Genomic DNA, 25,395 nt, shown 5'->3' with positions numbered 1-25,395 from the left:
TTCGGCACTGGCTCCTGCCCGCAAGAGCGAGAAGCCCGCCCACGGTCGGATGGACGTTCCGGAAGTGCTCTGCTCCAGACAGAGGAGACCATCGTGCCCGTCGTATCCGTTCCCTACGCCTTCAACGAAGAGGAGCTCTATGTCGACCTTCGGTCGATCTTCGGGCACTCGCTCTTCCTGAAGTGTGAGGGCTTCAACTTCGCCGGCTCGATCAAGTTGAAGGCCGCGACCGAGATGGTGGAGGCCGCCGAGCGGGATGGAATCCTGACGCCGGAATCGATCCTGGTCGAGTCCTCGTCCGGAAACCTCGGCGTGGCGCTGAGCATGATCGCGGCAAGCAAGGGCTACCGGTTCCTGTGCGTGACGGACGCCCGCGGCAACCTGTCGACCAGGATGATGATGGAGGCGTTGGGCAGCCAGGTGCACATGATCGCCGGGCAGGAGGCCAACGGCGGCTTTCTCGGCGCGCGGATCGAGTACGTCCGTGCGCTGTGCGCCGCCGACGACCGGTACGTGTGGCTCAGTCAGTACACCAATCCGAGCAACTGGAAGGCGCACTACCGCAGGACAGCACCGGAGATCGCCCGCCAGTTCCCGCGGCTGGACGTGCTGTTCGTCGGAGCCGGCACCACGGGCACCCTGATGGGCTGCGCGCGCTACTTCCGGGAGTGGCACCGGCCGGTGCGGATCATCGCAGTGGACAGCGTCGGCTCGGTGTCCTTCGGCGGTTCGCCGGGCCGCCGGATGATTCCCGGCCTGGGGATGAGCATGCGCCCACCGCTGCTCGACGAGTCCTACGTGGATGAGGTGATACGTGTCGAGGAGGCGGACACCGTCCGTACCTGCCATCGTCTGGCCAGGCGTGGATTCCTGTTCGGCGGCTCCACCGGCACGGTGGTCAGCGGCGCAACGGACTGGTTGGCCCGGCATGACGCCCCCGATCTCACCGCGGTGGCCGTCGGCCCGGATCTCGGCGAGCGGTACCTCGACACCATTTACCAGACCAACTGGCTGGAGGATCTCTACGGCGAGGACGTGCTCGACTCCGACGAGGTGGCCGCCGGTTCCTGGGCCGCCTCCACGGCGCCACCGACACCGTGAGGCCCGTCAGCTGGACCTGCGGACCAGCGACGTCCCGGCCGACGGTGTCCCGCCATGGGGGTTGGAACCTGTTCCGCACGCTCCATTCCGACGCGTGCGGGACAAGCGCCGGCCATCTGGGCATTTTTACCCCGGGTAGGGGTCGTAGCAGTCGAGAGCCGGGTTGTAGAGGACTTCCCACGTATCAGCGCCGATGATTCCGTCCTTGGCCAGGCCGTGACACCCCTGGATCCACTTGATCTTGGTGAGCGTCCGACTGCCGAGGGCGCCGTCAACGGTCAGTTTGGGCACACCGCCCCAGACATTCGACAGGCACTGGGCCTGCTTCACGGCCACTCCCGTGTTGCCGTACTGCAGGGCCGGCCGGTAGGTCGACGAGGCGTAGGCGCACCCTCCGGGCACGGCACTCGCCGATGGTGCGCTGATGCCCAGAACTCCGGCCGCGAGCGCAGCGGCGCTCAGAATGGGGGCGATCCGGCGTTTCATGGCGATTCCTCTCAGTAGCCCCACACCCAGCAGATGTCGCTCTGGGTGACGGATCGTGACTGCAGGGATATCGATTTTCCCATGTCGGGAGCGCCTGGTCGAAACTTCGGCCAGCAGCCCGGGCGGCCGGTAACCGATCGGCCCAGCCCGCTTGCCTCCAAGGCTGTCCGGAGTCCTTCGTCACTGGCCGGTACCCCGCCACCGATCCGGAGCCCGGGCCGGCGCTCACTGCACAGGTCGGTGCGGGTGCCACCCAGGGTGTGCCACAGCTGCTCAACCAGATCTCGCCGGCCGCGGCGAAGAACCCGGCACCCACCGTGCATTCGGGGCAGTGCGTCTATTCCGATCACCCTGATGGCCCGTCCAGCAGCGAGCCATAGATGTGATCAATCAATTTTATGGATATCAAGACTTGGACACTATAGGGGCTGCTCATGCATGGTTGATTCCGTCAGCCCGTCGGGTCGGCACCCACCGAAGGGAGTGACTGTGCACCGCAGGAAATCCGGTCCCGGCCTACGCCCCAGGACCGGACGGTGTCGCAGCAAGCATCGCGTACGCCGTCGCCGTACTGGGCGTGAAGACTTCATCGTCTGCGGTCACTCCGCGTGCCGAGCCACGACCGCCCCGGCCGAGGAACACGACCTCAGCGCCACGCCGGTGATCGCCTGCGGGCTGCGGCACGCCGACGCCGCGACGGCCCGCGCCGTGGTCGATCGGACACTCACCCTGCACGGCTGGATGTTCGATATCGCGACCGGAGCCATCGAGACGATCGATGGCGTCGCGGCGGCGACATGACCCACCACCCCACCGAACTCGTCGGCCACTCTCAGGGCCGGTACCGCAGAAAGGAATCCTTCTCATGACACACGCCCAGTTCGACCCCACCGCACGCCAGATCCTCGCCGCCACCGCCGTCGAGGCCAAGACCCGCAAGGACCTGACCTGGCAGCAGATCGCTGATGCCGCAGGCCTGTCGGTCGCCTTCGTCACCGCGGCGGTGCTCGGCCAGCACGCTCTGCCGGAGACGTCCGCCCATGCCGTCGCGGAGCTGCTGGGCCTGGATGCCGACGCAGTGATGCTGCTGCAGACCATCCCGACCCGTGGGTCGATCCCCGGCGGGGTTCCCACCGACCCGACCATCTACCGTTTCTACGAGATGCTCCAGGTCTACGGCACGACCCTCAAGGCCCTGGTCCACGAGCAGTTCGGGGACGGCATCATCAGCGCGATCAACTTCAAGCTGGATGTGAAGAAGGTCGCCGATCCGGAGGGCGGCGAGCGCGCCGTCATCACGCTGGACGGCAAGTACCTTCCGACCAAGCCCTTCTGACAGTCCGCCATCGATCGTGGCGGGCCGGAGCGCGACACGGTCCCTCCAGCCCGCCCCTCTCTCTTCCCCCGGGACACCGCCTGCCGCCAGGCGCCCCCCTTCCACCGGAGGCCCCAGCATGGACTTCGTCCAGCGCACCATCGACATCGCCCGCCAGAACGTCGAAGAGGGCGGACGCCCCTTCGCTACCGTCATCGTCAAGGACGGCGAGATCCTCGCCGAGAGCCCCAACAAGGTTGCCCAGACCTCCGACCCCACCGCGCACGCGGAAATCCTCGCCATCCGCGAGGCCTGCAGGAAGCTCGGCACGGAGCACCTGGTCGGCACCACCATCTATGTGCTCGCGCACCCCTGTCCCATGTGCCTGGGTTCGCTGTACTACTGCTCCCCCGACGAGGTCGTCTTCCTCACCACCCGCGACGCCTACGAACCGCACTACGTGGACGACCGCAAGTACTTCGAACTCGACACCTTCTACGCCGAGTTCGCCAGGGACTACACCGAGCGCCGCCTGCCGATGCGCCACGAGCCGCAGGACGCGGCCGTCGAGGTCTACCAACTGTGGCAGAAGCACAACGGCGGCAATCGACGTGTCACCGGGGCACCGACCGCCTCGTAGTGGCCCGGATGAGGGCGAGTGCCTCGGTGACAGAAGCGGCTTCTTCGAGCACGGTGGCGGCGAGGAGATGGACGGGGGCTGAGCCGATGAGCCACTCGCCCTCGGCGGCTCGAGTGGCCGCCGACCCGAATCCTTCGAGGACGCCGTCCAGCGTTTCGATCCACGCGAGGCCAATGCCGCGGCCGCGCTCGACGGCCCCCACACCGGGTGGGTGTGGCAGTCGGCCAGTCGGCAATCCGCCTACTTCAAACACCCTTTTGAGTACGGGAATCAGCCCCAAAACGTGCCAGACATCGCATGTCGGGCGGAGCCCCTGAACACTTCGCTGGAGCCCTGGCAAGGGCCCCGCGGCAGCCCCATGTTGCCCGCGCGCACAGCGGTCTCCCTAACTATGGTCCCCCACCACATACGCCCCTGACCTGCCCCTTCCTACGGTGTGGCGACACGGAAACGTCCCCGCAACCGTCCGGAAGTGGTATCCATGGCTGCCTCGGCATCCGCCCCACCGACCACCCGCTCGCTCAAGCGCATCGTCGCCGCGAGTCTCATCGGCACCACCATCGAGTGGTACGACAACTCATTCGATCGGGGCTAGGACCTGCGGTTTTCCACGATTCCGGCCACCAAAGTCAGCACAGAACCAGCACCGGAACTCAACCGTGCTGGTTGGGGCACGCAGACACGAACTCGATGCAGGGCGAAGCAGGAAGTCCAGAGGCCAGCGACGATCACAGAGCGTAGTCAACTTCCAGAGTAGCTGCCCCACGGACTCTGCCGCAGGACGCCGCCATCCAGTCGCCCGGCGAGGAAATCCACCCCGTCTCATTGCGTGATTCCGACGTGCACGGGCAGACCTTCTCGGTGTGCCTGGCGGGTGGGTCGGTCGATCCCGTGACGCGGGCGGTGATCCAGTACACCCTTGACTGCAACCAGAACAAGTACAGCCGTGCGGCGGTTCTGTGCGACGGGAGGGTCGGCGTTGAGGCTGTCGTCGTTGGCCTGGGAGTTCATCCTCATCCGGTAGAAGGCGGCCACGGCATCCAGTGCCATCAGAACCCGGTTGCCGGGTAGGCATCCCCGGCCGTTGACCCCGTCGTCGCCAGCGGTCAGCAGCCACAGGACAGGCCAGTTGGCCGGCCAGGACTTTCAGGGCATAGGGAACGCCGACGCCGAGCTGGGTGGCAGTGTCGCGTAAGAGCGGGGGATCTCGACGTTCACGGCCTGGTTCTCCTTGCTGGCCAGGTGGAGGGCAGTGCCCCTGCACCATAGGACGCCCACGCTCACGGCGGCTGGTGCGGGCGTCCTATGGTGCAGGGCCGGATGAGGCGAGCAGGCCGTACAAGACTCCGCACAACCGCCGCTGATGGCGATATTGAGAGTAATTGTCAAGAACTGTGGATCAGTCCGGCTGGGTGGCCCTCGCCAGCCTGAGCGGGCGAGGGCCACGAGCTCATGACTGGTCGTGTGACAGGACGGCGATGGCTGTCAGGAGGAGGACCGACCCGAGGACCAGGGGGGTGCTGATCCGCTCGCCCAGTACGACTGCCAGAGCTGCGGCCGTGGCGGGTTCGAGGAGCACAAGCACGGCCGCGGTAGTGCTGCGGACCGTGGTCAGCCCGTTGAAGTACCAGCGGTAGGCGAGCAAGGTCGGCACGATTCCGAGGAAGATGAGCCAGCCCGCGGACTCGGCGCCGTCCGCCCACCTGTCCGGGCGCCGGCGCGGCCGAGGCGCGCTCGTCGGCGATCTGCTCGCTGACCCGCTCAAGGACACGTTCGGCGACGGCGAGTTCGTCCCGCTCCGCCCGCACCTCTGCCAGCTGTTTGGCCAGCTGTTCCTCGAGTTCGTCCAGTTCCGCACGTCGCGCGGTGATCCGTTCCAGCAGCTCGGGATCCATGCACCGGATCGTAGGAGGCGGCCCGGCCACAGTGGGCAGGAACTGGCGAACCGACCGCTCCGCCAGATGATCTACTCCGCGGACTGCCGCCCACGACCAGCACGAGTACCCCGAGGACCGATCACACCAGTCCCTTAACCTGCGATTTCAAGTTGGCGGAAGCTCAGTGAACAGCACGCCCAGTGCGTCGCGGATCCGGATCGCCAGGCTGCCCTTGGGGAAAGCGGCCCTGGCCACTCGTGCTGTCTCCGCCGGCACGTCACCCGTACTCGATGATCGCAGTGACATCGCTGTCCTCCCTCCGCCACGACGTCGGCCCCCGAGAACCAGTCTCGGGGGCCGACAGGATCACGCGCAGAGGCCTTCGCCGACAGGACCGCGGCCGACAGGCCGTCGCATCGCGGTCCCGGTCAGTCGGCTCTGGTGAACAGCACCCGACGCGTGTGGACGTTGATCTCCACGGCGACCACGGTCACCTCGTCGCCCACTTCGAGCTGCACCCCGCCGAACCCGGCCGTCGGCAGCAGTCCCTCGAAGTCCTCACGGACCCGGATGAACGCACCGAGACCGCCGAGCTTGACCACGCGCCCCACGACGGGCTCCATGAACGAATCCCGCGCATGAGCTCGCAGAGGATCGTCCTGAAGGTCCTTGAGCGACAGAGTCACCTCACCCGTCAGCTCGCCCACGCCAAGAACCATCACTGACAGTTCCTGTCCGACGTGGACGATCTCCTCGCTGCTCGAGAACGGCCGCCACGACATGTTCGCCGTGCTCAGCAGCCCGTGCACCTCACCGAGGTCCACGAACGCGCCGGTGGGGAAGACGGACTCCACCACCCCGCGCAGGACCACGCCCGGCTGGAGAGCGCTCGGCGCACTCCGCTGCTCATCGTCCGCTGTCATCCTGAGAACCCCTTCTCATACGAGGTCCAATGGGAATCCTCGATCATCGAGTTGAACCGGGGAATATCCGCCTGGGGAATCACCCATTCGTATTCCACCGCTCCCCTGGAATTCTCATGCCGCTGCCGATACTGGCTGGCAGGGAACTCCGCCTCGAACTCCGGCTTCATCACATACTCCCAGTAGCCCGCCTCGAAGCCAGGCTGGCCAGCGTACTGCTCGGCGACCCCTCGGGTGTCACCGAGGTAGGCCGTTCCCTCGTGCCGGCCCTGCACGCCGTGCTCCGAGGTGATCAGGCCGTTCTTGGTCGCATCCTTCTGCCCCAGCTTGGGCGCCCGGAACAGCGACGGTCCCTCACCATCGGCCTTCTGCCGCTTGGGCTGTTCGGGCGCGGGCTGAGGCTTCGCGTCCGGCTTCTTCTTCTTGGGCATACTGCCCGGACCCGGCATCGACGGCTTGGTGGAGGGCTTCCTGCCGACCAGGTCGCTGATCATGCTCGGCAGGGTGTACGTCCACTTGTCGGTGTTGTACCCCTGGTCCGCAGCCCAGTTGTCGAAGCTTGCGCCGTAGTCGCAGCCGGGAGCACCGGCCCCGCCGTTCCAGCAGTCACCGTCCCAGGCCCAACCGAAGTAGGACGCCGTGTCGAAGCCGTTCGACACCAGGCCGTAGAAGATCTCACCGGTGCCCATGTAGACGCCGTTGGCCTTGTCCGAGATCCAGTCGCCGGCCTCGTCGACCTGGTCCTCGCACCAGTCCCAGCCGAAGCAGTGCCCGTCGATCTCGACATTGCTGATCGGGTTTCCGCCGCCGAATGCGTACCGGTTTCCGGTGAACGGATCGGCGCCCAGGCGCATATCGGCGAGCGCGCCGTTGTACATGTCCCGGGTGGTGAACCGGTTGAGTCCCGGGCTGTAGTCGCGGAAGCCCATGTCGTAGGTTCCGCTTGCCGAGTCCCAGCGCTTCGCGTTGAAGCGGTAGGGGTTGTACGCCTCCTTCTCCGGGTCGGCCGTGTCGGGCTTGTCGATGCCGGTGAATTCGGACTCGTCGTCCTTGCCGTAGGCCGTGTAGCCGTAAGTGGCCTTGGTGTCACCGGAACTGTCGGTGAGGGTCTCCGCGTCGGTGTGGCTGTTGTAGCCGTAGACGCCGAGCTCCTCGCCACCGCCGCTGGTGTGCTTGATCTGCGCCAGCCGCTCGCCCCACGGGCTGTACTGGTACGACTTGGTGATCTCACCCGCCACCTGCTCGTCCAGCACTTCGCTGCTGGTGCCGAGGTAGTTGTACTCGGTGGTCTTGGCGCCCTCGGTCTTCGAGGTGGTGCGGTCCAGCGGATCGAAGGCGTACTTGGTGGTCTTCGAGGTGCCGTCGCCCTTGAGGCCGACGTGCTCCACCACATGGTCGAAGCCGTCGTAGGTGTTGTCCTCGACCGTCTTGCCACCGGACACGACCGTGTCGAGCCGACCGTACGCGTCGTAGTTGTAGTTGGCGGTGACCCCACTGGTGGTGGAGGAGGTCAGCCGGTTCCTGTCATAGACGAAGGACGTCGACACGCCCTTCACCGACTGGCTGACGACGTTGGCGTTGTCGTCGTGGACGTACGTCTCCGTGCCCGCACCGTTGCCGGACTTGACCGACTTGGCGAGCCGGTCGGCCGGGTCGTAGGTGTAGTCCGTGGTCGATTCGAGGAGCGCCGCGTGGTTGTCGGCGTTCATCTTCTTCGCCACGTCCTGCGCCTTGTTGCCATTGGCGTCGTAGGTGTAGGCGTGCGAAGCGACCAGCGATCCGTCGGCCTTCTTCTCGGTCTGGCTCTTGATCGCTCCGTTCAGGTAGTACTCGTAGTCCAACGTGTTCTTGTTGGCCTTGGTCTCCTTCAGCCGCTGGCCGCGGTCCGTGAAGGTGTACTCGGTGACCTTGGGCGACGCGTCGGTGGCCGACTTTCCGACCTTGACCGTCTTGACCAGGTCCCGCAGGTCGTACGTGTACTGCGAGTACTGGTCGGGGTGAGTGACGGTCTCGGGCTGGCCGTTGACGTCATAGGTGTAGGAGGTGGACTTCTTCTCCTGGCCTGCCAGCGCCTCGGTGACCTTGGCGACCTGGTTCAGGCCGTTGTAGGTCATCGTGTACGCGTCGATCCTGGCCCCGGCCGAGGTGTCGTCGATCGACGTGTTGTTGCCGTTGGCGTCATAGGCGTACGCGAACGACTTGCGCTCCGCGCCGGCCGACGGTGCGTCCGTCCGGGTCTTGAGCGACCCGTCCGGCCAGTAGCCGGTCGTCTGAATGCGGTTGGCGGTGCCGCCCGCACTGGTCAGCGTCCGCTTGACCTGCTGGCCCGCATCGTCGTACTCGTACGCCGTGCGGATGTCCCACGGGTCGGTGGACGTCTTGCTCCACCCGTTGTCGAAGTAGGTGAAGTCGGTCTCACTGCGTATCGACTGGCCCTCCGACGGCGGGGCCGAGACCTTCTTCACCCGGCCGACCTCGTCGTACGTCGTCTGGGTGTAGACGTTCGGGCTGTTGTAGCGGGAATCCGCCGGGTCGTACGGCTGGAACTGCTTGACCGGCCGGTTGAGCTTGTCGTACTCGGTGCGGGAGGTGAAGTCGTCCGCGCTGCCGGTGGTGGCGGTGCCGCGCGGCGTAATGATCTTGACGACGTTGCCGACCTGGTCGTACTCGCTCTTGGTCGAGCGGATCGTGGTGCCGGAGTACGGCACCCTCTTCTCGACCGGCATGCCCCGCTCGTCGTAGATCGTCTCGCTCTTGTTGCGCTCCCTGTCGGTGACCTCCTTCACCAGGGAGTCCTTGTCGTAGACGCGCGTGGTGTACTTGCCGGCCGCGTCGGTGGACTTGACCACCCGGTGGTTCAGATCGAAGGCGGTCTTGGTGGTGAAGTCGGTGGTGTCGGCGGTGGCGTTCTTCTTCGGGTCGATCACCGTGACCGCGTTGCCGACGTTGTCGTACTCGTAGGAGACCTTGTCTCCCTTGGAGTTCAGGACACTGGTGAGCTGGTAGACCGTGTCGTAGTTGTTCGTGGTGACGAAGTCCGTGGCGTCACCGGTGGTGGCCACACCCTTCGGCTCCGTCGTCGTCCTGAGGTTGCCGACCTTGTCGTAGGTGTAGGTGGTCTTACGGCCGGTGGTGTTGTTGTCCGGAGCCGTGGCCTCCTTGACCTGGTCCGCCCCGTCGTAGACCGCCTTGGAGACGGCTCCGGTCGGGCCGGTGGACTCGGTGACGTTGTCGTTGGCGTCGTACACCGGCGCCGGTGCGGTGATGTAGATCCCCGCCGCCTGGTCCTTCGGCACCTTGCTGACCAGCGAGCGGCCGAAGGTGTCGTAGGTCTGCGTCGTGGTCTTGTTCAGCGCATCGGTGACCGACGTGACCTGGCCCCGCACGTCATAGACGAACGTCGTCGCGTGGTTCTCCGCGTCCGTGATCGTCTTCGGGTAGCCATTGTCGTCGAAGTCCGAGTTCGTGGTCGGGTTGCCGTTGGCGTCCGTGGCCTTGGTCTGCTGACCGTAGGCGTTGTACTCGTACTTCGTGGTGTAGTCGTCGACTGTCGCGGTGGCGACACCCTTGGGGTCGGTGACCGTCTTCAGGTTGCCGAACGAGTCATAGCCGAACTGGTGCTTACGACCCTGTGGAGAGGTCTTGGTGAACAGGTCGGCCGCGAAGCCGTCCACGCGCGTCTGGTACTCGTACTTGGCCGCGCCGGGCAGGCTGCCGTCGTTCGCCGGGTCGCAGTAGTAGGTGGCGATGAGCTGCTCGGACGACCAGCTCTTGGTCGTCTCCGCGTCCCACTGCCGCAGCGGGTAGCCGGTCTTCTGGTCGTAGCAGTAGGCCGACTTGGCTCCGTTCGCCTCCTCGATGTAGGTGACGTTGTTGTCCGCGTCCCAATTCAGCTTGGTGGACTCGGACTTGGCGTTGGTGATCTGTACCTGACGGCCGAAGTCGTCGAGCACGTGGTCGGTGGCGCGCCCTTCGGCGTCCGTGACCTTGGCGTCGATGAACTTCGCGTTCGCCGTGTTCGTCTTGTAGGCGTACGTCGTCGCGTTGGCCAGCCGGTCGGTGGTGCTCTTGGTCCACCAGTGGAACTTCGGGTCGTCACCGGTCTGCGGCGCGTAGTACGCGAGCGAAGTCCCGTTCCCCCGTGGGTCGGTGACCTTGACCAGCTTGACGTTCTTGTTGCCCTGGGTGGCGTCGTACGTGAACTTGAAGTCCTTCGGCTGGCTCGCGCCGACACCGTCGGTGACCTGACCGAGCAGGCCCTTGGTCGTGTAGTAGAACTCGACCTTCCGGCCCGAGATGTCCGTGACGGACCTGATGTGGTCGTAGATCTTCGAGTTGTTGAGGTTGCCGCTGTCGGTCGTCAGGACGCCCGAGTCATTGACGTACTGGAAGCCGGACTGGCCCTTGTCCCAGTAGTCGACGGTCAGCGACTGGCGGCCGGCCGGGTCGGTGATGTACTTGAGGAACTTGGTCGGCTTGTTGTTGGACTTACGCTCTTCGTAGGTGAACGTCTGGGTGTTGCCGTTCTGGTCCACCGTCGACGTCAGGTAGCCGTCACAGCCGAACAGGAACCGGGTGCCGTCCGGGCGGGTCAGCGTCCAGGCGTCCGGGATCGGGTCCTTGGCCGGCGTGCAGTCCAGGCCCGCCTTCGGCGTGACCTTGTAGTGGACGCCCGCCGGGGCCTTCCACGTGCCGTCGCCCTGCTTGCGGAAGACGTGCGTGGTGCCGTCACCGTCCGGCAGCCGGATCTCCGTCGGATTCGGCTTGGGGTGGAACTCCAGCGGAGCACCCATCCGGATCGGGCCGGAGGCCTGCATCGACCAGCCATGACCGGAGACCGTGTCGGAGGTGTCCTGCGAGTTGTACGCCATCCGGAAGAACGTGGACAGCCCACGACCGGGGTTCGTGAAGGTGTTGTACTGCCACACGGCGTTGCCCGACGAAAGGTTGTTCATGATCGTCGAACCGGCGCCGGTGCTCTTGCCGCTGTATCCGTAGAACTTCTCCAGGCCCAGCGCGTTGGACGTCGGGTCCTCGACCGCCACGTTCTGCTTCAGTGGTGGAATCGCGGACGTCCCGGCCGACAGCCAGCTGCCGTCCGAGACCTTCCGGACGTCCCAGCCCAGCACGTACTCGGTCCGCTTCGAGCCGGAGTCCGAGTTGATCGGCGTCTGGACCTTGGCCTGAATGGTGGCCGACTTGCCCGGAAGGAGCGCCGGAATCGCGGTCTTCAGCTGGTTGCCACCCGTGGTCACGTCCGTGCCGTCGGGGAGCTTCCAGGTGTAGGACAGCTCGCGCTCACCCGCCGCCCAAGCCGTGGCCGTGGTGTTGGTGACCGTGAACTCCACCGTGTACGTGGAGTTGGGGGTCATCCGCGCGGGGGTCTGCGGCGCGTAGTAGGTGTCGTCCGTCGTGGAGTCGACGTAGATCACCTGGATGTAGGGGCGGAGCTGGGCGTCCTGGGCCTCGGCCGACAGGAACAGGGTGCGCTCCTGGGGGCCGGTGGCGGACTCGTCCTTGAGCTTGACCGCGACACCCTTGTTGCCCGTCGGGGTCTTCACCCAGGACTGGGTCAGACCGGTCGCGTCCCACCAGTGGCGGCCGACCTCGGAGACCTGGGCCACCGTGTCGGAGACGGTGGCGGACATGTCGCCGCCCGCCGTGGTCCACGCGGTGGTGGCGTTGGCGTTGTTCCAGGTGGCGGTGGTCTCGTCGAAGTCCTTGTTGAGGCCGTGGAGTTCGTAGATCGCGCCGTCGGTGTCGGTGGTGGTCTCGGCGCCCCACATGTACATCTTCGAGTCCAGGACCGTGGCGGTCGCCGGGATCGAGGTGGTGGGGAACTTCAGCGCCGCACGCGTCTTGCCGTACGTGGTGGAGTTGTTGCCGACGCTCAGCCAGTTCTGGCCCACGTTCCAGGACTGGATGGTGTCCTGGTTGGTGGTCGGCTGGAGCGAGGAGAGCGTGGTGTCGGTGACGCCGCCCTGGCTGCCCTGGATGATCTTCATCGTCCGGCCGGCCTTGGGAATGCCCACCACACGCGTCGGAGAACCGAGCACCGAGCCGTTCTTGGTCTTCACGGCCAGCTGGTAGTAGTACGACTTGCCGATCTCGGACGAGGAGGAGTCCGGGGTCGGCACCGCGGTGGTGTCCGTGTACGTGGTGGCCGAGGACGCGATCGGGGCGACCAGGGTCGCCGCCGAGGGCGTGAAGGCCTGCTGCGTGGAGCGGTGCAGCTGGTACTCGGAGATGTCCAGGCCCGTGTCACCGGTGGTGTTGTTGTACTTGGCCCACGACAGCTCCGGACCCGTGGAGTGCACCACGGTCGGGGAGTTGAGGGTCGTACCCGTCTTGCCGTAGGTGACTGTCAGACGCGGAATCGTCGACGTCTCGCCGCCATAGGCCGAGCCGTCACCCGCCTCGTAGCGCGGACCGCCGGTCAGCGTCCCGGCGAGGGTGTCGTCCTTGGCCTGGATCACGAACCCGTGGTTCGTCGCCGTGCCCGACAGCCACTTCTGGACCGTGTCGGTGACCGCGAACTTGTGCCAGGAGTTGTACTCGCCCTTGTTCTTGACGATCTGCCCGGGGTTCACCAACCGCAGCGCGTCCGCGATGTTGCGGGTCGTGGAGCTGCCCGTGTCACCCAGGACGATCTTCCCCGCGTTGCCCGCGGCGAAGTAGTACTGCGTCGTGTCGACCGTCTTCCAGGAAGCCGCCGAGCCGGACTGGTTGACCGTCTTGACCGGCGCGGTGCCGTCCCGGTGCGTGATCGTGTACGGGGCAGCCGTCGCCCCGTCCGTCGCCGGCGGATAGTGCGCCTCGACCCGGTAGGACGCCGTCTCCTTGATCCGCGGCTGCCAGGTGTACGTCTCGCCCGTCGCGGTGTTCTTGTTGTACGCGAAGTCGTCACCGATCGCCGCACCACCGGTCGTGGTGCCCTTCGGCCACTCACCCACGGCCGCCGTGCCGGTGTCACCGTCGTCGATCTGGACCGTCGTACCCGACAACTCACCCGACAACGCCGAGGTGTTGGACCACGTCGCGGTCGACTCGTCCCACGCCCCGGTCGCCCGGTGCGCCTCCATGGTGACGTCGTTGCCGTTGGTGGTGTGCGACTGGTCGTAGTACATCTCCAGGCGCGCGGCGTCGATCGTCGTGCCCGCCGGGATGCCCGTCAGCGGGAACTTGATCAGCGAACGGGCGATGCCCGTGTCTGTCTTGCCCGCCGACAGCTTCCAGGTGTTGTTGAAGTTCGCCGAGGCCTGGTCGGACAGGACCATCGTGTCCTGCGAAGTGGCCGCGTCCGGCGCGATGGTGATCGTCGGGTCGATCTTCACCGGGTACTGGCGCTTCGGTGAGGCCAGCCACTTCGCGTCCGGCGTGACGACGATCTTCCACTGCTTGCCGTCACGGACCAGCTGCTGCCGCACCTTCGGGCTGTAGGACAGCCCGTACGGCGAGGCGGCGTCCTTGCGCGTGTCCGTCATGTACGCGGCCGGAATGTTCATCACCGGCGTGTTCGGCAGTTCGCCGTACAGCCCGATGGAACCGTCCTTGCGCGCCTTCGGCGTCAGACCGCCCGTGTCCAGGGTGAAGGTGTACGAGACGCGGCCCTCGGGGGCCTTCGCCAGGACGATGTTCTCCTTCACCCGGCCGGGACCGACCTCGTACTGCAGATCGGCGCCGCCCGCGGCCACGTCCTTGTACGTGACCGTGGAACCCTTCGCCTGCGGGTCGACGGACTTGGCGTCCACTCCGGCCAGGCCGAGAGCGATCGCCGGCCCGTCCGCACCGGCCCGGAACTTCAGCACCTTGCCGGGATCGGTACCGAACCAACTCTGGCCGGAGTTCGAGGTGTTGGAGAAGGCGAAGCCCTTGGCGGAGGTCCTGCCGACCTCCGTCTCGATCGTCTTCCAGGTCTTCTTCTTGCCCTTGCCCGTCCCGTACGCCGTCGGGACGGCCGACACCTCGGCCTGGATCCGACCGTCGGACAGCTGCCAGAACCGGGCGTTCTCGGTGCGGCGCGAGGTCAGCTCGCGCAGTCGCTTCGCGGGGGCCTGCTTCTTGCTCTTCGGCAGCTTCTCCCGGCTGGGTATCGCCAACGAGCCGCCGGTGGGCGGCTTCGGGTCCCCGTCGTCATCGTCGTCGGAGAACCAGCCCTTGACGGTGTCGACGACGCCCTTGTCGGACTTGCCGCCGTCGCCGCCGGAACTGGTGACGGCATACGCCACCTGCGGCAACGAGGTACTCACCACCGCCGAGACGACAAGACAGGAGACGAGTCTCCCGTATCGCACTTTCACGTCCTGATGCCCTTCTTTTTTCGGCACGCCAAATGGACCGGACGGGCTTCTCCCGTCTGGCTGCGGGCCTACTCATTGCGGCGTTATTCCTAATCACCTAGAAGAGGGCACGTCAACCGAATACATAAAAAGGGCAATCGACCTCAGGAACTTGAAAAAGGCATTCAAGTAACCAGAACGGAGGCGGGGCACCATTGCTTTTCGGCCAGACCCTGGCCGATTTCGTAGGCATCGGTCCAGTTCAGGTTTGGGGTGAGCAGCGTGAGTACCGGCAAATTCGGGGACCCTTCACCCGAAGGCGCCGGTTACACACCAAGAATTGCGCACCGCCCAGCGCGGAAATCTTTGCAGGCAAACTCGGACGAACCGGAGAGTCGCTTTTATGTCGGTTCATCCGATCGCTGGAAACAGCACATCGGCATGCGGTATAACCACCCGTTCTGCCGCCTAAGGGCTGTCCCGTAATCCCTGGCGGATCAGCGCGCGGCGTCAGATGCGGTGCATCGCAAGGCGGAGGAGCGTCCTCATACTGGGTGCATTCGGGCGTTCCGACAACACAGCGAGGTGCCGTAGCTGTCGTCGTGCGCCCGCCAGGGATTACGGGACAGCCCTTAGTCGAAAGCCGCATTCCGCCATGACTTCGATCGAACCTGAAGAGCCGACGCCCGAGACGGCGAGCACGGCGGAAACGGCGGACCCGAAGGACACGGCCGCTTCGGCCCGCTCGGTCGACCGGCGGGGCATCGCGGTCGGCGTCGCCCTGATCGCCGCCTGCGCGGGCCTGGTGGTCTACGGCGTCCTGAACACCGACGAGGAACCCGCCAAGCCTCCGGTGCCGACCGCCGCGGTGACGTACGAGGTGACCGGCAAGGGTACGGTCGATCTCACCTATCAGGCGCGTAGCGAGACGGGTACGGCCGTGGTCGTCCACGACGCCACGCTGCCCTGGAAGAAGACCGTGCGGGTCCCGCCGGGCAAGGCGCCCACGATCCGCGTCGTGCTCGGCGGCAAGGGCTGCGAGGCCCGGTGCTAACTGGCCATACGTGGCAAGCACGTGCAGACCGCCACCGCGTTCGGCACCTACGGCCGCGCCACCTGTCAGGGCGAACTGGCCGCGCCCGAGAACACCAACGAGGAGACCGCACAGTGAGCTTCTTCAGCGTTGCCGCTCCAGGGTGAGGATGACCTTGGCGATTGACGTCATGCGGTTGGGGCTGCATCGGGCTCTGCGGAAGATGCGCCAGGACTTCAGCCCCGCGACGCCGCGTTCGACGGGTGCTCGTGCCGCGGCAAGTGCTCGGTTGAGGTCCTTTTCGGTGGGAGTGAGTTCCTGCAGGGGTCTGCGTTTGATGCCGGTGGTCAGCCACGGGCCGGCGCCCTGGTAGGCGAGATCGGCCAGGATGGGCACGCCCTGGCGCTCGCAGATACGGATGATCCGGTGGGTGCAGGTGGCGGTCAGGTCGTGAGTGCGGCCAGGCAGCGCGGGCGAGAGCCAGATGAGCTGGCCGCCCGGATCGGTGACGACCTGAACGTTTACGCCGTGCCGTCGGTGTTTGTGGGAGTAGTCGGCCCGTCCGTCACCGACGCGGTCGCACTCGGCGAGGGTGCCGTCCAACAGGACGCAGTCCGGGTCTGTCTCGCGTAGGACTTTGAGCAGGCCCGGCGCGCGATCGGCGAGCAGGCCGATGACCGTGGTGGTGTAGGCGTGTGCGGTGGGCTCGCTGATCCCGAACCCGGCGGCGATCTTCGCCAGGGTGGTGTGCTCGCGCAGGTACACCCGTGCCACCAGCGCACGTTGGGATGGACGGAGCTTGCAGCGACGGTCGCCCACACGGGTGACCACGAGCATCGTGACCCACTCCACGAGTGCATGCGGCAGGTCGAGTCCGGCAGGTTAGATGACCAACGAGGCCCCCAGGCAGTGTGGTTGAGACGTCAGACATCTCGATCAACAGCCCGGGGGCCTCGCCCGTTGCGCCCTGAAGCCGTCCCCCGATCGGTGGCCGGCTCGAAGAAGCTGAGTGAGCTTGAAGGTCTGAGTGCCGATGCCGGGGACTCCTTCGAGCGGAACGTCAGGACAGCGCCACCTTGCGGTTCCGCCTGGCGTGCGCATGGGCCACCACCTCGGCCAGCAGACTTCGCAGGGCCTCCCGCGTGCGTCCGTGCGTTTTGACCGCGTGGCAGTTCGGGCACAGCGCGATCATCTGCTCGGGATGGTCGCGGCCACCGGCCGCGATCTCCTCCAGGTGATCAACCTCTAAGATCGGAGTCCCATACGTCCACGGGCTGACCGCCACAGTTCGGATTCTCGCACCGGCCACCGCACCTCAGAAGAACAGCTTCGCGTGCCGTCGGAATCCGAACCGGCCGGGATCGAGCATTATCTAGTGCTGTCAAACATGAACACAGGTCAGCAACCTTCCCTTAAGGCACGTTAGGCATGTTCCGCAGCGCCTGCTCGACCAAGCTCACTTCTTGCTCAAACACCAGGCGGCGGTACTAGGGCCTGTTTCGAGTCGTGATCAATCTGCGGGATGTGTCTTCGTGACACGGTCCGGTCCGATAGACCGTCTCGCGTGACGCGATTGCAACTGACCGACCCGGAGTGGGAATTCATCACGCCGTACCTGCCGATCGGCGAGTACGGCCCGTACCCCGAGCGGCTGCGGCAGCAGTTCGAGGGCGTGATCTGGCGGTTCAGGACGGGCGGGCAGTCGCGCGAGATGCCGACGGAGTTCGGCGCCTGGTCAACCGTCCACAACCGTACCGCGCCTCCAAACCGTGCCCGAATAACGCAACTCGGACACCGCCCTTCGCGGGCCCTCCGGGGACCTCAAAGAGGCCCCGGCACCGCCTCCATGGTGACCACACGCACTCCGGCGCCTCGAACTATGGTGTCCCACCACATACGCCCCTGACCTGCACGTTCCTACGGTGTGGCGACACGCAAACGTCCCCGTCAACCGCCAGGAAGTGGTGCCGATGTCCTCCCCCGCAGCCGCTCCACCGACCCCGTCCAACCTCCGCCGCATCGTCGCCGCGAGCCTCATCGGCACCACCATCGAGTGGTACGACTTCTTTCTCTACGGGTCAGCAGCCGCGCTGGTCTTCAACAAGCTGTTCTTCCCCGACTCCGAACCGCTCGTCGGAACGCTCCTCTCCTTCCTCACCTACGCGGTCGGCTTCGCCGCCCGGCCGCTCGGCGCCCTGGTCTTCGGGCACTACGGCGACCGGCTCGGCCGCAAGAAGCTGCTGGTGCTGAGTCTGCTGCTGATGGGAGGTGCGACCTTCGCCATCGGGCTGCTGCCCACGCACGCCACCGTCGGCGTCGCCGCACCCATACTGCTCACGGTGCTGCGTCTGGTGCAGGGCTTCGCCCTCGGTGGTGAGTGGGGCGGGGCCGTGTTGCTGGTGTCGGAGCACGGGGATGCGAAGCGGCGCGGGTTCTGGGCCTCCTGGCCGCAGACCGGGGCGCCGGCCGGGCAGTTGCTCGCCACCGGAGTGCTCTCCGCGCTCACCGCGCTGATGTCGGACTCGGCCTTCGGGGCGTGGGGCTGGCGTATCCCGTTCCTGCTCTCCGGTGTGCTGGTGGTCGTCGGCTTGTGGATTCGTCTTTCTGTCGATGAATCGCCGGTGTTCAAGGCGGCGCTGGCGCAGGCCGAGGGGCGCAAGGCGGCCGCGGGGGGTGCCGAGAAGATGCCGCTCGTCGCCGTGCTGCGGCATCACTGGCGGGATGTGCTCGTCGCCATGGGCGCCAGGATGGCGGAGAACATCAGCTACTACGTGATCACCGCGTTCATCCTCGTCTATGCGGTGACGGCCGCCGACCTGAGCAAGCAGACGGCGCTGAACGCCGTACTCATCGCCTCCGCCATCCACTTCGCGGTCATCCCGATGTGGGGTGCGCTGTCGGACCGGATCGGCCGCAAGCCCGTCTATCTGGTCGGAGCGGTCGGTGTGGGGCTGTGGATGTTCCCGTTCTTCGCACTGATCGACAGCCGCAGCTTCGGCAGTCTGCTGCTCGCCGTCACCATCGGGCTCATCTTCCACGGCGCGATGTACGCACCGCAGGCGGCCTTCTTCTCGGAGATGTTCGCGACCCGGATGCGGTACTCGGGTGCGTCGATCGGTGCGCAGTTCTCCTCGGTCGCGGCCGGTGCTCCGGCGCCGCTCATCGCCACCGCGCTGCTCGTGGACTACGGCAGCTCGACACCGATCGCGCTGTACGTCATCGCCGCGGCGCTCATCACTGTGCTGGCGGTCGTGTGCGCCAAGGAGACCCGGCACCGGGATCTCGCGGACATCGAGGCGACGGCGGAGCCGGACGCGACCGCGGTGCTGCCCACCGATGCCCGTACCGCCTGAGTTCCGGTGGCCGGACGGGCCGGGAAACCGGCCCGTCCGGCCACGGTGCGTCTACCACCGCGTCACGGCTGGACCGTCGGCTCGAACCAGGTCGGTTCGTCGGTCAGGGACTGCTTGATCCGGAAGAGGCCGAACTCGTTCAACGGTGGCAGGGCGTCGAGCGGGAACCAGTCCACCTCCAGGGACTCGTCGTCATTGACGCGCGCCTGACCGCCGGTCGCCCTGCAGCGGAAGGTGATGTCCAGGAACTGGCACCGGTCGCCATTGGCGTACTGCACGGGGTTCAGCGCCTGGGTGAGCACCACCCGCTCCGCCACACAGTGCACGGCGGTCTCCTCGTACACCTCGCGCACCGCCGTCGTCGCGGGCTGCTCCCCCGGTTCGCAGATGCCGCCGATGAGCGCCCACTTGCCGGTGTCGGAGCGTCTGCCGAGCAGGACCCTGTCCTCGTCGTCGAAGACCACGGCGCTGACGCCCGGCAGCAGGAGCAGCTGTGTGCCCGCCGTGGCACGGATTTCACGGATGAAGTCAGGAATGGCCATGCGCCGACCCTACGTGGCCCACGCCACCGTTCAGCGTCCTCGGCGCGCCCGTACCGACCTGACGGTCACCCAGCCCAGTCCCGCTGCGGCGATCAGCACGAGCAGCCCTTCGGGGAGCATGCCCAGCCGGGTCGCGGGGGTCAGCGAGGAGCGCAGCGGCACCTCGTCCACCAGCGCGTCCGGGGTGAACATCTTCGTCTTCTGGACGATCGTCCCGTCCGGGCGGATGACCGCGCTGACGCCGCTGGTGACGGGGACGACGACGGACCGGCTGTGTTCCACGGCCCGCACCCGGCTCATGGCCAGCTGCTGGTACGTCATCTCGCTGCGCCCGAAGGTGGCGTTGTTGCTGGGGACCGCGATCAGCTGGCCGCCGTGCTCGACCGTGTCGCGTACGGCGTCGTCGAACGCGGCCTCGTAGCAGGTCACGAGCCCCACCTTGGTGCCCGCGAGGTCGAACACGCCGACCTTCTTGCCCGGTCCGAAGTCGCGCTGCACCCGGTCGACGTCGGAGCTGAAGATGCGTGCGAACGAACGCATCGGCATGTATTCGCCGAACGGCTGGACATGGCGCTTGTCGTACGTGGCGACGGGGCCGCCCGAAGGGTCCCACTGGATGAGGGTGTTGCGCAGCTTGCCGGTGTCGGGCTCGATGACCGCGCCGACCACGGTGGGGGCGTTGATCGCCTTCACCGCTTCGTCGATGACGATCCGCGCGTCGGCATTGCGGTAGGGGTCGAGATCGGAGGAGTTCTCGGGCCACAGGACGAAGTCGGGCTGCGGTACCTTGCCCGCCTTCACCTCGCGGGCGAGCTGTTCGGTGCGGTGTGCGTGGTTGTCGAGAACGGCGCGGCGCTGGGCGTTGAAGTCGAGTCCGAGGCGCGGCACATTGCCCTGGATCGCGGCGACGGTCGCGGTTCCGTCCTCCGCCGAGTCGTCGACGAGCGGGCGCGCGGCCAACGCCGCGGCCAGGGGTACGAGAACGGTCGCGGCCGCGGCGGCGACCGCGGCGCGGGGGATCCGACCGGTGCTGCGGTATGCGCGGAAGGAACGCACCGCTTCGAACAACCCGAAGCCGCACAGCACCACCGCGAACGAGAGCAGCGGCGTGCCGCCCACCGCCGCGAGCGGCAGGAACACGCTGTCCGCCTGCCCGAAGGCGATCTTGCCCCAGGGGAACCCGCCGAACGGCACCCGGGCCCGGACCGCCTCGTCCAGGGCCCAGACGGCGGCGGCCCAGACCGGCCACCAGGCGAGCCGGGACACGGCGGCGACCCCGATGCAGCCCACGGCGACGAACAGCGCTTCGGCGGTGGCGAGGGCCAGCCACGGCACCGGACCGACCTCCTCGCCCGTCCAGTGCAGCAGCGGCAGCATGAAGCCGAGCCCGGCGAGCAGGCCGAGGCCGAATCCGGCGCGCAGCCGGCGGCTGTGCAGGACCCAGCCGAGCAGTGCGAAACCGGGCAGAACCAGCCACCACAGCGGTCGGGGCGGGAAGCTCAGATACAGCAGCACACCCGACAGCACGGCCGCGGCCGGCCGTGCGAGCCGCGGCAGGAACCGTCTCCCCCGCGGCTGAGTGGCGGAGGACTGCGGGTTGTCGACTGGGCTGATGGTGGCGCTCACCTGGCGGAGTCTACGGTGGTGAGGCAAGCGCGGGGCAGCCCCGGGGCGGGGACGGAATGCATTCGGAATGCTTCCTGCCGGATCGTTCCTGCGCTTCACCTCCACAAACCCGCACCGCTCCCGTTACCGTGTGCGCCAGTCCCCCGCCGACCGGCCGGATCCGGCCGTCGTGGACGGGACGGTCACAGTTCGGGGGGTCGGACGCGATGACTGCACGGGCGGGCCGGTACGGGGCTGGGGAACGCGGCAACGCGTCCGATGCCGCCGGAGCCGCGATCCTCGCCGCCTGCGCGATCTGGTCCTTGATCAGCGCGGCCGGGCGGGAGACGAGGCCGGAGGGTGTGCTGCTGGCGCTGCTGGCAGTCGCCGCAGGATTCGCCTGCGGCCGGATCTGCGGCACGCTGCTGCCGGTGGCCACCGCGGCGGTCGCCGCCGTCGCCGCCCTCGTCCTGGCGCTCGTCTGGCGCGGTGGTATACCGGGCGCCACCGCGGCTGCCGATGTCGCGCCCGGTCACACCGGGGCGGCGGCCGCACTGCTGGTGCTGGCCGCGGGCACCGCCTGCTGTGCGGCCGCGGCGGCCCGCCGTGAACCGGTGCGTCTCGCGCTGCGACTGCTCGCGCTCGGCGCCGCCTGCGCCGCGTCGGCCCTGCACTCGGTGGCCGGGTTCGCCACGGCGCTCGGAGTGCTGCTCAGTTCGTTGGCCGCGGTCAGGATGCGTCGAAGACTGCTCGGTCTGACCGGGCTGGCGCTGGTCACGGCGCTGGTCGTCGGTACGTCATGGGCGGTGGCCGAGGATGCGCTGCCCGACGGGCTGATGGTCTCCCTGGAGGGGCAGCTCACCAGGAACCGGGTGCTGCTCTGGCAGGACGCTGTGGATCTCGCCGAGGAGCATCCGCTGCTGGGCATCGGGCCCGACCGGTTCGCCGAACTCAGCCCCACCGCCCAGCAGACCGTGCGGTCGGACGGGAAGCCCCACTCGGCGCCGCTGCAGCAGGCCGCCGAGCAGGGGATCGTGGGGCTGGCGCTGTTGGGGGCGGCGTTCGGTTGGCTGCTGTACGTGCTGTGGCGTTCACCCCGCAGCACGGCGGTCGTGCTGACGGCGGGCTCCGCGCTCACCGCATTGGCGGCGCTGGCGAGTGTCGGGAACGTGCTGAGCTTCACGCCGGTGACGGCGGGCGTGGGGCTGCTCGCGGGGCTGGCCTCGGCCCGGCAGCCGATCGGGGACGGCACGCCGGACACATCCCGTACGGACGGTGACGAGGATGCGGACCGTGCCGCATGCAGCACGGGGACCGCGGCCGGACGCCGTCCGGGGGTCGGTCGCACGCCTCTCTGACGGGTAAGAGGAGCTCACAAAATGGGAGTCCGATCAGCTCGCGGCGTCTGGTGCGTGCGATCGCAAGGCGCTGGAAGGTCCTCGGACGGGGTCTCCCCTGCTCGAACGAAGCCGAGAGCTCGGGGAAGGAGCTACTAGGGCATTTCGGCAACGCAGCGAGCGTGCGTGCCAGGCGTCGCGAGCCGGGCGCCCATTTTGTGAGCTCCTCTAAGGCACCGCCGACCGGTCAGGTCCCGGCAGGTGCGTCGGCCGCCGGCAGGTGGAGCCGTTCGCGGATGAACCGTACGCCCTCTTCCGCATCGTCCACCGTCACGGTGAACGTCCGGCCGTCGCCGAGCTTGAGCACCAGGCCCTCTCCCCTGCGCACCACCACGGCCGTCCCCTGCTCGGGGCGCCATCGGTAGCCCCAGCCGCCCCAGTGGCGGGGGGTGATCCGGGGGACGAACTCCGCCCCGACCACATGGGTGAGCAGGATCCGGCGGCGCGGCAGACCCAGGTGGCCGCAGCGGACTTCCAGAGCGTCTCCGTCGACCCGCACGGCCACATTCACAAAGGCGAGCGTCCCGAACAGCATGAGCAGTCCGGCCGCCACGCAGCCGATCACCGACATCAGCAGGGGGGCGATGCCGGAGGTCCAGTTGGAGCTCACGGCGAGCTCGATACCCAGTGCCGTGCACGCCGCACCGGCTGCAGCGAGCACCCACTGCGCCTTGTTGGTGGCCCGGCCGGTCCAGACGGCGGGAGCCGCCTCGGCACCGGTCTCGCTCGGTTTCCGGGGGTGGTCCCTCATGCCAGCAGGGTACTCAGAATCCGGACATCCGGGATGGGCCCAACGGCCCTCACCGAGCCGAAAGACGGCTCAGTGGGCGGGGCTGACGGCTGCCAGCAGCCGCCCCTCGGCGTAGGTCAGGGCGGCTTCCGGCAGCTCGGCGTCACGGCCGCTCAGGAGCACGGTGAGGGAGGTGGCCGGTTCGGCCGAGGGGGCGGGTGCGACCCCGATCCGGCGCAGCGCCTGGGCGGCGACGGCCCCGGCGGAGCCGTGCAGTGCCACGGGCGGCAGGCCGGGCTGCTGTACGGCGGCACGGATCCGTTCGGCGACCAGTTCGTAATGGGTGCAGCCGAGAACGACGGCCCGTACGCCCGGTGGAGTGAGCGCAGCGGCTGCGGCGACGGCACGGTCGATCGCGGCTTCGTCCGCGTTCTGCACTGCGTCCGCGAGACCGGGGCAGGGGACCTCGGTGACGTCGACGGAGCCGGCGAATTCCCGGATGAGTCCGCGCTGGTACGGACTGCCCGTCGTGGCGGGGGTCGCCCAGATGGCGACAGGTCCGCCACCGGCCGCGGCCGGCTTGATCGCGGGGACGGTGCCGATGACGGGCAGCGTGGGTTCCAGCGCGGCACGGAGCGTCGGCAGGGCGTGTACGGAGGCGGTGTTGCAGGCGACGATCAGCGCGTCGGGCCGGTGGGCGGCGGCCGCGCGGGCCACGGCCAGCGCGTGTGCGGTCAGGTCCTGCGGGGTCCGCGGACCCCAGGGCATGCTGTCGGGGTCGGAGGACAGCACCAGATCGGCGTCGGGCCTCAGCCGACGTACCGCGGCGGCCGCCGGGAGCAGGCCGATTCCTGAGTCCATGAGCGCGATCTTCACCCGGTCACCATAGTCGACCGCCCTTGCGGTCTCGTCGGAGTGGGGCAGACTGCGGCAAATGAGCGCCGTTGCCTGGATCGCCGTGGGTTCGCTGGCCGTATGGGTGTGGCTGCTGCTGGGGCAGGGGTTCTTCTGGCGGACCGACCAGCGGCTGCCTCCGCGTGCGGCGCCGGACCGCTGGCCGTCGGTCGCGATCGTCGTGCCCGCGCGTGACGAAGCCGACATGCTGCCGGTGAGCCTGCCGTCGCTGCAGGCACAGGACTATCCGGGGGCAGCGGAGATCTTCCTGGTCGACGACTGCAGCAAGGACAGCACCGGTGATCTCGCCCGTGCACTGTCCGTGCGGTACGGCGGGCTGCCGGTGACGGTGGTGTCTCCCGGGGAGCCGGAGTCCGGCTGGACGGGCAAGCTCTGGGCCGTACGGCACGGGATCGCGCTCGCGCGGGCCCGGGAGCCGGCGCCGGAATTTCTGCTGCTCACGGACGCGGACATCGCGCATGAGCCGGACAGTCTGCGGGAGCTGGTGGCCGCCGCCTGTTCCGGCGGGTTCGATCTGGTCTCACAGATGGCCCGGTTGCGGGTGGCGAGTGTCTGGGAGCGCCTTGTCGTGCCGGCGTTCGTGTACTTCTTCTCGCAGCTCTATCCGTTCCGGTGGGTGAACCGTGCGAAGGCACGGACCGCGGCCGCGGCCGGCGGCTGTGTTCTGCTGCGGACCGGGGCCGCCGAGCGGGCGCGGGTTCCGGAGTCCATCCGGCAGGCGGTCATCGACGACGTGTCGCTGGCGCGTGCGGTGAAGCGCAGCGGCGGGCGGATCTGGCTGGGGCTCGCGGAGCGGGTGGACAGCGTGCGGCCGTATCCCCGGCTGGCGGATCTGTGGCGGATGGTCTCGCGCAGCGCGTACGCACAGTTGCGGCACAGCACGGTTCTGCTCATCGGTACGGTGCTGGGTCTCGCGCTCGTCTATCTCGCCCCGCCGGTCACGCTGGCGGCTGGGCTGCTGGGCGGCGACCGGCCGGCGGCGTGGGCGGGTGGCGCGGCGTGGGCGGTGATGGCGGGGACGTACATGCCGATGCTCGGCTACTACCGGCAGTCGATGTGGCTCGCGCCGTTGCTGCCGTTCACCGCCGTGCTGTATCTGCTGATGACGGTGGACTCGGCCGTGCAGCACCATCGCGGCCGCGGCGCGGCCTGGAAGGGGCGTACCTACGCCCGTCCCGAGGCCGCACCGGACCGATGAG

19 protein-coding genes and 2 pseudogenes are annotated in these 25,395 nt (G+C 67.6%); 10 read left to right on the top strand and 11 right to left on the bottom strand.

All coding sequences use genetic code 11. The annotated features are described in order from the left end of the window. Positions 1–93 precede the first annotated feature (93 nt). Positions 94–1,101, top strand: a complete 1,008-nt coding sequence (gene sbnA, locus ACFU8W_RS22645) for a 2,3-diaminopropionate biosynthesis protein SbnA (RefSeq protein ID WP_345510756.1) — start codon at positions 94–96, stop codon at positions 1,099–1,101. A gap of 126 nt (positions 1,102–1,227) precedes the next feature. Here the strand turns inward: sbnA and ACFU8W_RS22640 are convergent, their stop codons facing one another. After that, entirely contained in the window at positions 1,228–1,587 is a 360-nt protein-coding gene (locus ACFU8W_RS22640; RefSeq protein ID WP_384039964.1) for a peptidoglycan-binding protein, read from the bottom strand. Between the two features lie 493 nt (positions 1,588–2,080). On the opposite strand from ACFU8W_RS22640, the pseudogene ACFU8W_RS22635 reads away from it, so the two are divergent. The 3 genes and pseudogenes from ACFU8W_RS22635 to ACFU8W_RS22625 all read left to right on the top strand — a co-directional run. Beyond that, positions 2,081–2,388, top strand: a pseudogene (locus ACFU8W_RS22635) (carbonic anhydrase); the annotation flags it as partial. A 64-nt stretch (positions 2,389–2,452) separates the two neighbouring features. After that, positions 2,453–2,923 (top strand): cyanase, encoded by a 471-nt coding sequence (cynS, locus tag ACFU8W_RS22630; RefSeq protein ID WP_384039961.1) that lies wholly within the window; start codon positions 2,453–2,455, stop codon positions 2,921–2,923. Between the two features lie 118 nt (positions 2,924–3,041). Next, the gene (locus tag ACFU8W_RS22625) at positions 3,042–3,542 is read left to right on the top strand and encodes a nucleoside deaminase (protein WP_384039958.1); all 501 of its coding nucleotides are present in this window, start codon (positions 3,042–3,044) and stop codon (positions 3,540–3,542) included. Here the strand turns inward: ACFU8W_RS22625 and ACFU8W_RS22620 are convergent. Beyond that, positions 3,517–3,744: a hypothetical protein gene (locus tag ACFU8W_RS22620; RefSeq protein ID WP_384039955.1), complete on the bottom strand. Its 228-nt coding sequence runs from the start codon at positions 3,742–3,744 to the stop codon at positions 3,517–3,519. The genes ACFU8W_RS22625 and ACFU8W_RS22620 overlap by 26 nt on opposite strands. Positions 3,745–4,367: 623 nt before the next feature. On the opposite strand from ACFU8W_RS22620, the gene ACFU8W_RS22615 reads away from it, so the two are divergent. Then, positions 4,368–4,613 carry a hypothetical protein gene (locus ACFU8W_RS22615; protein ID WP_384039952.1) on the top strand — a complete coding sequence of 82 codons (246 nt, stop codon included), beginning with the start codon at positions 4,368–4,370 and terminating at the stop codon, positions 4,611–4,613. Between the two features lie 379 nt (positions 4,614–4,992). Here the strand turns inward: ACFU8W_RS22615 and ACFU8W_RS22610 are convergent, their stop codons facing one another. From ACFU8W_RS22610 to ACFU8W_RS22600, 3 genes are all read right to left on the bottom strand, one after another. After that, complete coding sequence (locus ACFU8W_RS22610; protein WP_384039949.1) at positions 4,993–5,313, bottom strand: EamA family transporter; 321 nt, start codon at positions 5,311–5,313, stop codon at positions 4,993–4,995. Between the two features lie 534 nt (positions 5,314–5,847). Then, positions 5,848–6,342, bottom strand: coding sequence for a S1 RNA-binding domain-containing protein (locus ACFU8W_RS22605; protein ID WP_384039946.1), 495 nt, complete (start codon positions 6,340–6,342; stop codon positions 5,848–5,850). Then, on the bottom strand, positions 6,339–13,619 hold the full coding sequence (locus ACFU8W_RS22600; protein WP_384040250.1) for a DNRLRE domain-containing protein: 7,281 nt from the start codon (positions 13,617–13,619) through the stop codon (positions 6,339–6,341). The genes ACFU8W_RS22605 and ACFU8W_RS22600 overlap by 4 nt, the downstream gene beginning before the upstream one ends. 1,657 nt (positions 13,620–15,276) lie before the next feature. Between ACFU8W_RS22600 and ACFU8W_RS22595 the strand changes: the two genes are divergently transcribed. After that, on the top strand, positions 15,277–15,675 hold the full coding sequence (locus ACFU8W_RS22595) for a hypothetical protein (RefSeq protein WP_384039943.1): 399 nt from the start codon (positions 15,277–15,279) through the stop codon (positions 15,673–15,675). Positions 15,676–15,798: 123 nt separating this feature from the next. Here ACFU8W_RS22595 and ACFU8W_RS22590 read toward each other — a convergent pair whose 3' ends face one another. Both ACFU8W_RS22590 and ACFU8W_RS22585 read right to left on the bottom strand, forming a co-directional pair. Continuing rightward, on the bottom strand, positions 15,799–16,491 hold the full coding sequence (locus ACFU8W_RS22590; RefSeq protein WP_384040247.1) for a transposase family protein: 693 nt from the start codon (positions 16,489–16,491) through the stop codon (positions 15,799–15,801). 223 nt (positions 16,492–16,714) lie between these two features. Beyond that, on the bottom strand, positions 16,715–16,939 hold the full coding sequence (locus tag ACFU8W_RS22585) for an HNH endonuclease (RefSeq protein WP_384039940.1): 225 nt from the start codon (positions 16,937–16,939) through the stop codon (positions 16,715–16,717). Between the two features lie 279 nt (positions 16,940–17,218). On the opposite strand from ACFU8W_RS22585, the pseudogene ACFU8W_RS22580 reads away from it, so the two are divergent. Together ACFU8W_RS22580 and ACFU8W_RS22575 are read left to right on the top strand one after the other, a co-directional pair. Beyond that, positions 17,219–17,407 (top strand): annotated as a pseudogene (locus ACFU8W_RS22580) (transposase); the annotation flags it as partial. A 217-nt stretch (positions 17,408–17,624) separates the two neighbouring features. After that, positions 17,625–19,007 carry an MFS transporter gene (locus ACFU8W_RS22575; protein ID WP_384039937.1) on the top strand — a complete coding sequence of 461 codons (1,383 nt, stop codon included), beginning with the start codon at positions 17,625–17,627 and terminating at the stop codon, positions 19,005–19,007. A 62-nt stretch (positions 19,008–19,069) separates the two neighbouring features. On the opposite strand, the gene ACFU8W_RS22570 is transcribed toward ACFU8W_RS22575, so the two are convergent. Together ACFU8W_RS22570 and lnt are read right to left on the bottom strand one after the other, a co-directional pair. Beyond that, complete coding sequence (locus ACFU8W_RS22570; RefSeq protein ID WP_345510748.1) at positions 19,070–19,549, bottom strand: NUDIX domain-containing protein; 480 nt, start codon at positions 19,547–19,549, stop codon at positions 19,070–19,072. A gap of 30 nt (positions 19,550–19,579) precedes the next feature. Next, positions 19,580–21,175 (bottom strand): apolipoprotein N-acyltransferase, encoded by a 1,596-nt coding sequence (lnt, locus tag ACFU8W_RS22565; protein WP_384039934.1) that lies wholly within the window; start codon positions 21,173–21,175, stop codon positions 19,580–19,582. Between the two features lie 206 nt (positions 21,176–21,381). Here lnt and ACFU8W_RS22560 point away from each other — a divergent pair, with 206 nt between their 5' ends. Then, the gene (locus ACFU8W_RS22560; protein ID WP_384039931.1) at positions 21,382–22,512 is read left to right on the top strand and encodes an O-antigen ligase family protein; all 1,131 of its coding nucleotides are present in this window, start codon (positions 21,382–21,384) and stop codon (positions 22,510–22,512) included. A 226-nt stretch (positions 22,513–22,738) separates the two neighbouring features. Here ACFU8W_RS22560 and ACFU8W_RS22555 read toward each other — a convergent pair whose 3' ends face one another. Together ACFU8W_RS22555 and ACFU8W_RS22550 are read right to left on the bottom strand one after the other, a co-directional pair. Continuing rightward, the gene (locus ACFU8W_RS22555) at positions 22,739–23,302 is read right to left on the bottom strand and encodes a hypothetical protein (protein WP_384039928.1); all 564 of its coding nucleotides are present in this window, start codon (positions 23,300–23,302) and stop codon (positions 22,739–22,741) included. 69 nt (positions 23,303–23,371) lie between these two features. After that, complete coding sequence (locus tag ACFU8W_RS22550) at positions 23,372–24,157, bottom strand: glutamate racemase (RefSeq protein ID WP_384039925.1); 786 nt, start codon at positions 24,155–24,157, stop codon at positions 23,372–23,374. A gap of 58 nt (positions 24,158–24,215) precedes the next feature. Here ACFU8W_RS22550 and ACFU8W_RS22545 point away from each other — a divergent pair, with 58 nt between their 5' ends. Then, a complete protein-coding gene (locus ACFU8W_RS22545; protein ID WP_384039923.1) occupies positions 24,216–25,394 on the top strand; it encodes a glycosyltransferase in 1,179 nt (392 codons plus the stop codon). Position 25,395 lies beyond the last annotated feature (1 nt).

This window comes from Streptomyces sp. NPDC057565, assembly GCF_042801455.1.
GTDB lineage: Bacteria > Actinomycetota > Actinomycetes > Streptomycetales > Streptomycetaceae > Streptomyces > Streptomyces yanii.
This window is presented reverse-complemented; position numbering and strand designations above follow the sequence as displayed.